General features: G+C 65.4%; 12 protein-coding genes. 7 read left to right on the forward strand and 5 right to left on the reverse strand.

What is annotated here, in order from left to right; genetic code table 11:
- Window positions 1–299: 299 nt before the first annotated feature.
- Window positions 300–707 carry a type VII toxin-antitoxin system MntA family adenylyltransferase antitoxin gene (gene mntA / locus ACEWQZ_RS07045; RefSeq protein ID WP_476482371.1) on the forward strand — a complete coding sequence of 136 codons (408 nt, stop codon included), beginning with the start codon at window positions 300–302 and terminating at the stop codon, window positions 705–707.
- Window positions 689–1,099, forward strand: coding sequence for a type VII toxin-antitoxin system HepT family RNase toxin (gene hepT, locus ACEWQZ_RS07050; RefSeq protein WP_476482372.1), 411 nt, complete (start codon window positions 689–691; stop codon window positions 1,097–1,099). The genes mntA and hepT overlap by 19 nt, the downstream gene beginning before the upstream one ends.
- A gap of 28 nt (window positions 1,100–1,127) precedes the next feature.
- Here the strand turns inward: hepT and ACEWQZ_RS07055 are convergent, their stop codons facing one another.
- Entirely contained in the window at window positions 1,128–1,742 is a 615-nt protein-coding gene (locus ACEWQZ_RS07055) for an arylesterase (protein ID WP_476482373.1), read from the reverse strand.
- On the opposite strand from ACEWQZ_RS07055, the gene ACEWQZ_RS07060 reads away from it, so the two are divergent.
- Together ACEWQZ_RS07060 and ACEWQZ_RS07065 are read left to right on the forward strand one after the other, a co-directional pair.
- Window positions 1,741–2,445 (forward strand): ABC transporter ATP-binding protein, encoded by a 705-nt coding sequence (locus tag ACEWQZ_RS07060; protein ID WP_476482374.1) that lies wholly within the window; start codon window positions 1,741–1,743, stop codon window positions 2,443–2,445. The two genes, ACEWQZ_RS07055 and ACEWQZ_RS07060, sit on opposite strands and share 2 nt — an antisense overlap.
- A 186-nt stretch (window positions 2,446–2,631) precedes the next feature.
- Entirely contained in the window at window positions 2,632–5,088 is a 2,457-nt protein-coding gene (locus tag ACEWQZ_RS07065) for an ABC transporter permease (protein WP_476482375.1), read from the forward strand.
- A 7-nt stretch (window positions 5,089–5,095) separates the two neighbouring features.
- Here the strand turns inward: ACEWQZ_RS07065 and ACEWQZ_RS07070 are convergent, their stop codons facing one another.
- Together ACEWQZ_RS07070 and ACEWQZ_RS07075 are read right to left on the reverse strand one after the other, a co-directional pair.
- Entirely contained in the window at window positions 5,096–5,500 is a 405-nt protein-coding gene (locus ACEWQZ_RS07070) for a hypothetical protein (RefSeq protein WP_476482376.1), read from the reverse strand.
- 121 nt (window positions 5,501–5,621) lie between these two features.
- Window positions 5,622–6,926 carry a replication-associated recombination protein A gene (locus ACEWQZ_RS07075; protein ID WP_476482377.1) on the reverse strand — a complete coding sequence of 435 codons (1,305 nt, stop codon included), beginning with the start codon at window positions 6,924–6,926 and terminating at the stop codon, window positions 5,622–5,624.
- A gap of 93 nt (window positions 6,927–7,019) precedes the next feature.
- Between ACEWQZ_RS07075 and ACEWQZ_RS07080 the strand changes: the two genes are divergently transcribed.
- Window positions 7,020–8,060 carry a tRNA-queuosine alpha-mannosyltransferase domain-containing protein gene (locus ACEWQZ_RS07080; RefSeq protein WP_476482378.1) on the forward strand — a complete coding sequence of 347 codons (1,041 nt, stop codon included), beginning with the start codon at window positions 7,020–7,022 and terminating at the stop codon, window positions 8,058–8,060.
- Between the two features lie 30 nt (window positions 8,061–8,090).
- Here ACEWQZ_RS07080 and ACEWQZ_RS07085 read toward each other — a convergent pair whose 3' ends face one another.
- A complete protein-coding gene (locus tag ACEWQZ_RS07085; RefSeq protein WP_476482379.1) occupies window positions 8,091–9,038 on the reverse strand; it encodes a YihY/virulence factor BrkB family protein in 948 nt (315 codons plus the stop codon).
- A gap of 111 nt (window positions 9,039–9,149) precedes the next feature.
- Between ACEWQZ_RS07085 and ACEWQZ_RS07090 the strand changes: the two genes are divergently transcribed.
- Window positions 9,150–9,587 carry a hypothetical protein gene (locus ACEWQZ_RS07090; protein ID WP_476482380.1) on the forward strand — a complete coding sequence of 146 codons (438 nt, stop codon included), beginning with the start codon at window positions 9,150–9,152 and terminating at the stop codon, window positions 9,585–9,587.
- A 16-nt stretch (window positions 9,588–9,603) separates the two neighbouring features.
- Here ACEWQZ_RS07090 and ACEWQZ_RS07095 read toward each other — a convergent pair whose 3' ends face one another.
- Window positions 9,604–11,427, reverse strand: a complete 1,824-nt coding sequence (locus ACEWQZ_RS07095; RefSeq protein ID WP_476482381.1) for a 3-hydroxybutyrate oligomer hydrolase family protein — start codon at window positions 11,425–11,427, stop codon at window positions 9,604–9,606.
- 161 nt (window positions 11,428–11,588) lie between these two features.
- Here ACEWQZ_RS07095 and ACEWQZ_RS07100 point away from each other — a divergent pair, with 161 nt between their 5' ends.
- Window positions 11,589–12,359 carry a 3-hydroxybutyrate dehydrogenase gene (locus tag ACEWQZ_RS07100; RefSeq protein ID WP_476482382.1) on the forward strand — a complete coding sequence of 257 codons (771 nt, stop codon included), beginning with the start codon at window positions 11,589–11,591 and terminating at the stop codon, window positions 12,357–12,359.
- The last annotated feature ends 7 nt before the right edge of the window (window positions 12,360–12,366 follow it).

Consider the following 12,366-nt stretch of genomic DNA (forward strand, 5'->3'; position numbering starts at 1 on the left):
CTGCTATTAACCCGACATCAAAACAGGTTGCATTCAGCCGCGCTGTACATCCCGACAGCAAGGCAGCGAAACGCCGCTGTAGTGGGCCTGGAGCAAGTTTCGTTAACGCCGTCTTTCGGGATGCGCAGCGCGGCCTGTCGTTCAATATCAATATGTCAGGGGTCCCAGGAATGCCCCGACTCGGCGTTGTCGCTCTTGCAAAGGGAAATGACCCTTCCCAGCGAGCGACGCCTTGATTAGGGCCATTCCTGGAGCCCTGAGTGCAACCTGCTTTGATGCCGGGTTAATATACTTCAGGAATGGACGCTGGAGCGCGCAAACTGCATCGGGACCTGGCACAAGCCCTTGACGCACAGGGAGATATCCGGCTGGGCGTGGTGTTCGGTTCGGTCGCGAGCGGCTCCGCGGGGCCACAGAGTGATCTGGATATCGCCATCGATGCCGGCAAACCGCTCTCGAGCGCGCGCCGCATGACCCTGATCGACGAGCTGGCCCAGGTCACCGGGCGCCCGGTCGATCTGATCGATCTGCAAACGGTGGGCGAACCGCTGCTCGGAGAAATCATCGCCGGCGGTACGCGCATCGTCGGCAGCCGGGAGGACTGGGCCCGGCTGGTCAGCTACCACCTGATCGAAAAGGCGGATTTCCTGCCGCTGCGCGAACGGATGCTGGAAGAACGGCGCCAGGCATGGCTCGATCAATCCTGAACGAAAAACTGGAGTCGCTGCGCCGCTGTATCCAGCGCGTCGAGACCACCTGTCCGGAAACGGCCGACGAGCTCGCCAGCAACATCGATGCGCAAGACATCGTCACGCTCAACCTCACCCGCGCGATTCAACTAACCGTCGACATCGGTAATCATCTGCTTAGCGCCACCGAAGAACCGGCACCCACGACCATGGGCGAGACCTTCAGGTTGATGCATGAGGCCGAACTGATCGGTGAGGCGCTTGCCGATCGTCTGCGCGCCGCCGTTGGCTTTCGCAATATCGCGATCCACAGCTACCGAGACGTCGACTGGGCCATTGTCCACTCGATCTGCACGCATCGGCTGGACGACTTTCGCGATTTTGCGCGGCTGACCGCATCACTTATTTAACCCGGCCGCAGTGCAGCTTGCTGCCGGATCAATCGAGTAGCGCTTGCAGCTTCGGCCAGAGCGTCTCGAGGATTTGCGGCTGGGCATCGGCGGTGGGATGGATGCCGTCGTCCATCAGCATGCCGGGCCGGTTGAAGATGTCGTCGAGAAAGAACGGCAGCAGCGCGATGTCGTATTCTCCGGCCAGGCGCGGATAAATGGCCTCGAAACGTTCGATGTAGGTGGGGCCGAGGTTGGGCGGCAGGCGGATCTGCATCAGCGCCACCTCGGCGCCGGCCGACTTGCCTTTGTCGATCAGGGTCGCCAGATTGTCTTCGGTCTGGGTCGGGGACAGGCCGCGCAGGCCGTCGTTGCCGCCGAGGATGATCAGCACGACGTCGGGAGCGTGGCGCTCGAGCAATCCGTCGATGCGCGTCACCGCACCGGCGGTCGTCTCTCCGGAGATGCTGGCGTTGATCACTTCGTGCTCGTCGGCAAGGCGCTCGGACAGCAGATGAACCCAGCCCGATTCACGCGGGATGGAATAGGCGTCGGAGAGACTGTCGCCGACGATCATCAATTTTTCCGCCTGCGCGGGCACAGCCGCCAGCAGGCTCACGGCCAGCATGGCCGGAATCAGGATTCGAGCGAGACAGACAATCATGGCTTCTCCCGGTAAACACATTCTCTCGGCCCGACAGCTGGGCTTTGCCGTCGACGCGCCCGGCGGGCGCCTCGAGATTCTCGAAGATATCAGCCTGGACCTGAACGCGGGCGAAACGCTGGCCATCGTTGGCGCTTCGGGCTCGGGCAAGACCACCCTGCTGGGGCTGCTCGCCGGTCTGGATCGCCCGAGCAGCGGCACGATCCGCCTGATCGGTTCCGAACTCACCGCGCTGGATGAAAACGCGCGCGCCCGGCTGCGCAAGCACCACGTCGGGTTCGTGTTCCAGAGCTTCCATTTGCTGCCGAGCCTGACCGCGCTGGAGAACGTGATGCTGGCGCTCGAGATCGCCGGCTTCGACCGGCCGCGCCGGCGCGCGCTCGACGCGCTCGACCAGGTCGGCTTGAGCCACCGTCTGGAACACTACCCGCGCCAACTCTCAGGCGGCGAGCAGCAGCGCGTCGCCATCGCCCGCGCCTTCGCCGGCGAGCCCGACATCCTGTTCGCCGACGAACCCACCGGCAACCTCGATCAGCGCACCGGCGAAACCGTCGCCGACCTGCTGTTCGAGCTCAACGAACGCCACGGCACCGCGCTGGTGCTGGTGACCCATGACATGCGGCTCGCTCGAAGGTGTGCGCGGGTGGAGGAGATTGTGGATGGGGTGTTGGTGGAGAGTGAGGCTGCCGCTGAAGATGTCTGACGCTTGCAAACTCGAAATCCGAAGCACCAAATCCGAAACAAATTCGAAGCACGAATGCTTCAGACGGCGGGCGCGCACTGGCTCGGCGCCTGGGCGTTTTGGTCATTCGAATTTCGAATTTAGTGCTTGTTTCGAGTTTGGTGCTTCGGATTTCGGATTTGTGCTCGCTGCCGATTCTCTCCGCCGATGAACCCCACCACCCTCTCACTCAAGCTCCTCACCCGCCAATCCCGCTCCGGCGCCCTCGTCATGCTGTTTGCCGGCCTGGTGGTAGCCACGGCGGCGCTGGCGGCGGTGAGTCTGTTTACTGATCGGGTCGGCCGCGCGCTCGAGCGCCAGGCCGGCGAGGTGCTGGCCGCCGATCTAGTGGTGACCGGGCGGGAGCGGCTGCCGAGCGAATACCTGGACAAGGCCGGTGAACTGGGCCTGAAAACCGCCGAGATGGCGCTGTTGAGCACCGTGCTGTTCGTCGGCGAGGAAAGCCATCTGATCGATCTCAAGGCGGTAACCGACGACTACCCGCTGCGCGGCCAGCTCAAGCTTGCCGACCGCCTCGGCGGCGCCGAACAGGCGCTGGCCGCCGCACCGCGGCCGGGCAGCGGCTGGATGGCCGCCCGCGGCCTGCGGCTGTTCGAGACCGATACTGGCGTAAGCGTCGATATCGGGCGACGCCCGGTGACCGTCGAGCGAGTGCTGGCCTGGGAGCCCGATCGCGGCGGCAGCCGCTTCATGCTCGCCCCGCGCCTGCTCATCCACATGGACGACCTGCTCGAAAGCAAGCTGCTCGGCCCCGGCGCACGCGTGCGCTGGCGCTTGCTGGTAGCCGGCAACGAGCCGGCGGTGACCGAATTCCGGCGCTGGGTCGAACCGCGGCTCGAAGACCGCCAGGGCATCGAAACCGTGGCAATGGCCGAAGCCGATACCGGCCGCGCGCTCGAGCAGGCACGCCGCTTTCTTGGCGTGGCCGCGCTGACCGCGGTCATTCTTGCCGCCGCCGCGGTGCTGCTGGCCGCGCTACGCTTCTCGCGCTCGCAGCGGGACCTGATCGCCCTGCTCAAGGCTTTCGGAGCCGACAGCCGGCAGATCATGCTGGCCCTGACCCTGCTGCTGCTGTGGCTGGCGCTGGCCGCTATCGTCATCGGCGGCCTGCTCGGTTTCGGGGCCCAGGCGATCATCGGCCAGATTCTGGCCGACGGCCCGGCGGGCCAGCTGCCGCCGGCGCGGCTGCTGCCGTTGGCAGGCAGCGGCGGCTTCACGCTGCTGCTGGCCGCCGGTTTTGCGCTGCCGCCGCTTGTCGCCCTCAGAACGGTCGCGCCGATGCGCATTCTCAACCGCTCGCTCGATACCCGCCCCGGCCTCGCTGGCGGGCTGTGGCTGCTGCCGATACTGGGCGCGCTGGCCATCCCGGTGATGCAGCTTGGCGATCTGCGCCTGGCGATGATCATGCTCGGCGGCTCGGCCGGGCTCGCTGCCGTGCTGGCGCTCGCGGCCTGGCTGGCGATGGGCCTGAGCCTGAAACTGTCCCGACGCACGCGGGCCGACTGGCGCTTCGGCCTGGCCGGCCTGCACCGTCGCCGCGGCCAGGGCATCATCCAGATCACCGCCTTAGGCCTGGGCCTGATGGCGCTTCTGCTTTTGATGATCGTGCGCAGCGAGCTGCTCGAGCAGTGGCGCGGCAGCCTGCCGGACGACACCGCCGATCACTTCGTGGTCAACATCCAGCCCGATCAGAAGGACGCGGTGCGCGAAGCGCTGGTCGAGGCCGGGGCGCGCGGCCTTCAGATACGGCCGATGGCGACGGTCAGCCTGGTCGAGGTCAACGGCGAAGCACCGCCGGACCATCGCTGGGCCGGCCAGGTCAATCTCTCCTGGATCGAGCGCCTGCCGCCGGCCAACCGCGTGGTCGAGGGCGAGTTTTTCGCGCCGAGCTCAACCGGCGAGATTTCGTTGGCAAAGCGCTGGTCCGAGCGCACCGGCGTCGGCCTGGGCGATCGTCTGGCCTTCGAATCCGGCAGCCGCCGGGTCGAGGCGACGGTGACCAGCGTGCGCGAGGTCGAGTGGGAGACGTTCAACGTCAACTTCTTCATCCTGCTGCCGCCCGCCGCCGGCCAGATCCTGCCGCACCAGTTCATCGCCAGCTTCGGTCTGCCCGAAAACGCCGGGCCGCTGCGCGCCGTGCAGGAGGGCTGGCCGAACGTGTCGATCATTGATATCGGCGCCGTGCTCGATCGCATCGGTGAGATCATCGATCGGGTCTCGCGGGCCGCCCAGGTGGTGTTCTTCTTCACCCTGCTGGCCGGCCTGGTGGTGCTGCTGGCCGCCCTCGAGGCCACCCGCGACGAGCGCCGCCGGGAAGCGGCCCTGATTCGCGCCCTGGGTGCCGGCGACGCCATGGTCCGCCGCGGCCTGCTGATCGAATACGGCGCCATGGCCCTGATTGCCGCGGTGCTGGCCACCGGCGGCGCGGCGCTGACCGGCTGGCTGCTGGCCCGCGAGCTGTTCGAATTCGCCTATCGCCCGTCAGCGCTGTTGCTGGCCACGGGCTTTCTGGCGTCGTTCGTGCTGGTGGTTGGCAGCGGCTGGCTGGGCAACCGCTCGGTGCTGCGCAGCTCCCCGATTCGCATTCTGCGCGCGGGCGGGTAAGGCGGGCTCAGCGCTTGCGCACGTCGCGCAGAATGGTATAGCTCGTGATATGCCGATTCTGGCCAGCGTCGTCCTGGCGCGTTCCCGGCCGGGTGGCTGCATGGCGGCCGAGATATTTCATATCGGCCCCCGGCCCGGCCCGAAACACAAGCAGAGCCCTTCTGGACGCAGGCAGGGGCTGTTCGGAAATCAATACCAGCTGATCGATGGTCTTGCCGGAATCGGCGACCGTTACCTTGCTGAAGCGGCGCCCAGCCGCACCCAAATCGGAAATGGCACCCTTGCAGTACGTCGTCTGGCCGCGGCGCTCGAGGCCGATGGTGCCCGACAGGGATGAGCACATTTCCTCGGCCCGCTTGATCGTGTCGCTGCTGAGGTACTCGTAGGTATCGTCATCGTCTTCCCGGCGCATTGCTCAAACCCCAAGAAATTGATGTGAGTCACATTATAAGGGTCTTTTAGCGCTACACATCACGCGACTTGCAAATAACCCTGAATTTTTCATTCGATCCACTCGTCGGGCAAACGTTCCATCATTCACCTCGTCGCTGCCGCGCCCACCATTCCAGCCGCTTGCGCACCTCACGCTCGAACCCCCGCTCCACCGGCTGATAGAACGACTGGCGCTGCATTTCCTCGGGGAAATGGTCCTGCCCGGAAAACCCGGTCTCGGTGTCGTGATCATAAACATAGCCCTGCCCGTAGCCGAGCTCCTTCATCATCCTGGTCGGCGCGTTGAGAACATGTGCCGGCGGCATCAACGAGCCGGTTTTCTTCGCCGAGTGCCAGGCCGCGCCCGCCGCCTTGTAGACGGCGTTGGACTTTGGCGCGGTGGCCAGATAGAGCGCCGCCTGAACGATGGCCAGCTCGCCCTCGGGCGAGCCCAGCACCTGGAAGGCCTCGCGTGCTGCCAGGGCCTGGGTGAGCGCCTGTGGGTCGGCCAGCCCGACATCCTCGGAGGCGATACGGATCAACCGACGCGCGATGTAGAGCGGATCCTCACCGCCAACGAGCATGCGTGCCAGCCAATACAGGGCCGCATCGGCATCAGAGCCACGCAGCGATTTATGCAGCGCAGAGATCAGGTTGTAATGGGCTTCACGGTCCTTGTCGTAGGCCGGCGCCCGTTGCTGCACGATCTCTTTCAGGCGCTCGCTGTCAATCGTCTCACCGGCGCCGACCAGCTGGTAAATCACCTCAACCAGGTTGAGCAGATAGCGCCCGTCGCCGTCGGCCATGGCCAGCAACAGGCGGCGCGCCTCTTCGTTGACGGGCAGCGCGCGCTCGAGCCGCGCCTGAGCCCGGTCGAGCAGGCCATCGAGGGCGGTGTGGTCCAGCCGCTCGAGCACCAGCACCTGCATCCGCGACAGCAGCGCCCCGTTGAGTTCGAAAGAAGGGTTTTCGGTCGTCGCACCAACGAGCGTGATCGTGCCGTCCTCGACATAAGGCAGAAAGCTGTCCTGCTGCGCCCGATTGAAGCGGTGGATCTCGTCGACGAACAGCAGCGTACCCTGACCGCCGCCGCGGCGACGCAGGTGCGCGGCCTCGAAAATCTTCTTCAGATCGCCCACGCCGGAGAAGATGGCCGAGAGCTGGACGAACTCGAGTTCGCCGACCTGCGCCAGCAGCCGCGCCAGGGTGGTCTTGCCGGTGCCCGGCGGCCCCCAGAACACTAGGGAGGCAACGCGTCCGGACTCGACCATCCGCCGCAGCGGCCTGCCCTGCCCCAGCAGGTGGTCCTGCCCTACCACTTCGTCAAAATCACTCGGCCGCAGCTGGTCGGCCAGCGGTCCGGCAGGCGTCTGATCGTCGGCCCCGGATGCAAACAGATCATTCATGGCGGCATTTTAATGTACCCCGGCCCGCCGCAGGGATCGCCCTGCGCATTGCTATACTCCGACGCGACACTCCACGGGAGGTATTAACCCGGCATGCGGCGCATTCTTCTGCTGTCGGCTTATCGTTCCCACAGCCATGCTCACTGGGTTGACTGGCTGAGGCGCGAGCTCGACGAATTCGACTGGCAGGTATACGAGCTGCCCGGTCGGCACTTCGCCTGGCGCATTCGCTCCAACCCCCTGAGCTGGATTGACGCTTTGCCCGCATACCCCCGACCAGATCTCGTGCTGGCCACCTCGATGGTCGACCTGGCCACGCTCAAGGGCCTCAACCCGCAGCTTGCCGAAGTGCCGAGCCTCCTCTATTTTCATGAAAACCAGTTTGCCTACCCGGTCAGCAAGCACCAGATCAGGACGGTGGAGCCGGCCATGGTGCAGATCTACGCCGGCTTGGCCGCCGACCGCCTGCGGTTCAACTCCGCCTTCAACCGCGACAGCTATCTCGCCGGCGTATCCGAACTGCTGGCCAGAATGCCCGATCATGTTCCCGCTGGAATCGGGCAACGACTGCGTGAAAAATCAGCGGTTCTGCCGGTCGGTGTCGAACCGATTCAGCCAGCGATCAAGAAGGATCGCCGCCTGATTCTCTGGAACCATCGCTGGGAGTACGACAAGCAGCCGGAGGTCTTCGCCCAGGCCATCACTGCCCTGGCCGATCGCGGCATCGATTTCCGGCTTGCCTTGCTCGGCGCACGCGGCCTCAAATCCGTTGCCGCTCTCGAGCGCTTGCGCAAGGCCCTGCCGAATCGCATTGTTGCCGATGGCTTTCTGCCCCGCGATGAATATCAGGCCGTGGTCGCTCGCGCCGGCGTGGTGGTATCCACCGCGGCCCACGAGTTTCAGGGCCTGTCGATGCTCGAAGCCGTCAGCGCGGGCGCCATTCCGATAGTGCCGGACGCCCTGTGCTACCCGGAGCAGTACCCGGCGCGTTTTCGTTACCCGGCGGGAAGCGCCGACAGCCTGGCCAAAAAGCTCGAAGAGCTGCTGACAGGCGCCGACATGCACCCGCCGCCAGTGGATGAATGGCTGGAAAGCCGACTCAGGGCAAGATGGCAGACCACTTTGCTTGCATAAGCTGCTGCCGCTTCCGAGAAACCCGGCGCGTCAGCTCTCTTTTCTTGACGCGGTATCTTCCAGCAGCTCGTGGTGCACCCGCACTGCCGTATTGCGCGGGCGGATGCTGCGATCGCGCGCTTCCAGATGGGCGCGGCAGATGGCAGCCCCGAACAGCAGAATCAGCGACGAGTAGTTGACCCACAGCAGCAGCAGCGCAAGTGAGCCGGCCGCGCCGTAAGCCGAGGCCGCTGCCGTGTTGGCCAGATACCACGCGATCAACGAGCGCCCGACGGTAAACAGCAAGGCCGTGATGAACGCTCCGGCCAGCACCTCGGACCAGCGCAGAACCACATCGGGCAAGATGCGAAAGATCGCCGCAAAAAGCATCGTGACCACCGTCAGCGACAGCAGCAGCTCAACGCCAACCATGGCTTCGGCCGGCATCGGCAACCACTGCTCGGCATGCACCATGATCGCGCGCACCACCACGCTGAGCAGCAGCGAGACCAGCAGCACGAAACCGATTGCCAGAACGATGGTCAGCGACAGCATGCGCGCCTTGACGAACAGCCAGATGCTGTTGCGCGAAGGACGCGGCACCACGTCCCAGATCTGGTTGAGCGATTTCTGCATCTGGGCGAACACCGTGGTCGCGCCAACTGCAGTGGCGCCAATACCGGCAAGCGTCGGCCACAGCCCGCTGTCTTCGATGCGGGAGTTGGTGATGGCTGTTTCCACCACCCCGATTGCCTGCTCCCCCAGCACCGCCTCGAGCTGGCTCATCAGTTCTGCGCGGGCGGTATCCTCGCCCAGGAACACGCCGACCAGCGCGACGACGACGATGATGACCGGCGCGATCGAGAAGACGGTGAAAAATGCCAGCGCCGCCGCATAAATGAAAGCCTGGCTGTCGAGCCAGTTCTTGCCCGCCGCCTGGAGAATGCCCACCCAGCGCCGAACAAACGCGAACACCGATGTCACGAACCTGCCTGTCATTGTCAAAGGATACCGAAGTATCGATCAGCGAAATGAGGAATCGGTGATTTGCCGAGCGCCCGGAACAGGCGCAGAATACGGCCAGTCGGCAACCACAAGAGGGCCGTCCCGATGACCGAGGCAACCGCCATCAAGGCACCGCTCCATTTCTGGATCATCGCGGTCCTGGCCGTACTCTGGAACGCGGTTGGCGCCTTCGACTTCCTGGCTACGCAACTGCCGCTGGAGTCCTACATGTCCGCTTTCAGCGAAGAGCAGCTGGCGTATTTTCATGCCATTCCGACCTGGGCGGTGATCACCTGGGGCATCGCCACCTGGGGTGCGCTGATCGGCTCGCTGGCCATGCTCGTTCGCCGGCGCTGGGCCTGCCATTTGTTCATCATCTCGCTGATCGCCATGTTGGCGACCTCGTTCCAGAACTTCGTGCTCTCGAACGGAGCCGAAATCATGGGCACCGGCGGCATGTTCTTCTCGGTCGTGATCGTCGCCATCGGCATCTTCCTGGTTTTCTACAGCCGCGCCATGCTCAGGCGCGCTGTGCTCGAATAGACACCGGGGAGACCGTCTACAGGCCCAGGTCCGGCCATTCCAGCGGCTCACCGGCGGGGGCGGGTTCGGGATCGATGTTGCGATCTTCACCGATCGTACCTTCGCCGTCGAGCACCGCTTGCAGCCGATCCATGGCCTTCCAGCCGTAGGGCAGCAGGGGCACGTAGCGCCCGGCCACGCCCGGCGCGCCAAGCAGCACATCGAAGTGCTGCGCGTCGTTGACTTCCCAATAAGTCACGTTGCCGCCAGCAGCACGTGCCTGCTCGACCCAGGGCCGCGAGCTGAACGCGGCCGGAATCAGCCCATCGGCGGCGCCGTGAATGACCATCACCGGCGTATCACCAGGCAGCGCACCAGAAGCGCGGGTCGCCTCGACCGCCTCGCGCAGGCCGCGCGTTTCCCTGCCCTTGCCGTCCCATAGCGACCGCAGGCAGCGCAACGCGGGCAACTGCACGTCCTGCCCTTCACCCTCGCCCAGCGAGTCGGTCAGCACGATGCCCTCGCCGGCGCCGACTCCGGAATGGGTTGCCCACCAGGACTGACGCTGGGCAGTCGTGGCTTCTGCAGCGCTGTAGGCAAAGCCGCAGGGCATGTCGAAGGTGCTGCGCCGCAGATAGGCCGAGGCGTAGCTGGCGGCAACCGAGCGCCACAGGCCAAGGGTCGTATTGACGGCTGCCTGCTCCAGCGCCGGCTGCTCAAAACCCATGGCCTGCAGCCGCGTGCGGGCAGCTTCGGCGCTGGGCGCCTCAAGCAGCCCGACGCGAACCAGCGAAGCGCAGCGCAGCTCACCGAGGGCGGCCAGCATCGGATTGCCCAGCGGCATGGCGTCAAGCTTTTCTGCGTCAGCCAGCATGCAGGGCTGGTAAAGCGCCGCAGCCGTGCCGTAGTCGTAAAGCGGCCTCGCGCCGGGTGCGGTGACGTTGGGCGAAATGGCCACCACGGCGTCGAGCAGGCCAGCCTCATCAAGTTCAGCCGCGCGCAGTACCGCACCGCCGCCGTTGGACAAGCCGACGGCAATCACGCGCGTGTTGTCGGCCGAATAGTCGCCCTCGAGCTCGTCGGACAACACCCGCAGACCAAAATCCGCCGCGGCGAGAACGTGGCGCCCCCAATCGGCCTCCGGGTGGTCGCCGGAGTGCGCGTGCGGCAGCGCCACGGCCATTGGATCGGGGGCGGCCCGATCGGAGTCGTCGGCGGCGGCGGGGATGGCGCCGGGGTCGAAGCCCAGTTCGGCCTCGTCACGTGCAGCGCGCGTCCCGTCCAGGGCCACGCCGCTGGCGGTGGAATAGTCGAAGATGTCGCTGCCGGCGCCCTTGTCGGTATAAGCCACGGCGCAGCCGGCCGGCAAGGCCTGCGGTCCGGCCAGGGCAATGGCGCCGTAGACGCCGCGTGAACCGGAGGCGGGCGCCACCACCAGGCAGGGCGAGGTGGTATCGAAATCGTCAGGCAGCTGGATAAGCGTGCGCACCGGTCGGCTTGCCTCGGCCACCGTGAGAAACGCCTGAAATTCGCGGCCGGGGACCGCCGGTAGTTCATCAAGCAAGCCGCCAAGTCCGCCGGCCGGGGTGAAGCTCTGGATGCCGGTCCAGGACTTGTAGATCGCCAGGCGGCGCAGCTCCGCCGGCGTCGGCGCTTGCGGATCAATGGCTTGCGGTGGCGGGCCGGCCAGACCGTCAAGGCCAAGACCCGCGCTCAGCAGATCGTCGCCGTCGCGGTGCGTAGTCGCCCGGATGTCGAGTTCTGCTGCGGCATCTGGGTCGCCAGCAGACGTCCGGCCCGGATCGCAGGCAACCAACAAGAGCAAGGTGAGCAGGAAGGCAATCGAACTCAGTCGTTTCATCGGCTTTCTCGATCGGTTTCAGGTGGGAACGGTCGGGCAAGTCACTTTAGCAGGGCGCGCTCGCATGCTCCCAATGGACTTTGGTACAGCAGCCGGAGACCAGTGCCTCTGCTAGGCTTTCGCTCACGCTGAACAACCTGCTTCCGGAGCCCGACCCGATCATGAACGACCGTCCCCTGCGCATTCTGATTACCGGCGCCGGCAGCGGCATCGGCGCCGGCATTGCGGCCGAACTGGCGCGCGCCGGCCACCGCATCCTCGCCACCGATCTGGACGCCGACGCCGCCGCGGCAAGCGCCGCGGCGATTGCCGAAGCCGGCGGCATGGCGCAGTCGTTCGCCGTGGATGTCACTCGCGACGACAGCGTCGAACAACTGATGTCGGCGCTGGATGACGGCGTTGATGTGCTCATCAACAACGCCGGTCTGCAGCACGTTGCCCGGCTCGAGGATTTTCCCATGAACCAGTGGGATCAGCTCGTTCAGGTGATGCTGACCGGCAGCGCGCGCCTGAGCCGCGCGCTACTGCCGACCATGCGCGCGCAAGGCTTTGGCCGCATCATCAACATCGGCTCGATCCATTCGCTGGTCGCCAGCCCGTTCAAGAGCGCCTACGTGGCCGCCAAGCACGGCCTGACCGGCTTTTCCAAGGTGCTGGCGCTGGAAACGGCCGACACCGACCTCACCGTCAACACCGTGTGCCCGACCTACGTGAAGACGCCGCTGGTGGAAAAGCAGATCGCCGACCAGGCGAAGACCCACGGAATTTCCGAAGATCGCGTCGTCGACGAAATCATGCTCAAGCCCATGCCCAAGGGCGTGTTCATTTCCTTCGAGGAACTGGCCGGCATCTGCGCCTTTCTGACCAGCCCGGCGGCGCGCAACATCACCGGCCAGTGCATCGTCGTCGACGGCGGCTGGACGGTGCAATAGCATAGGC

It is taken from the genome of Wenzhouxiangella sp. YN1 (assembly GCF_056324145.1).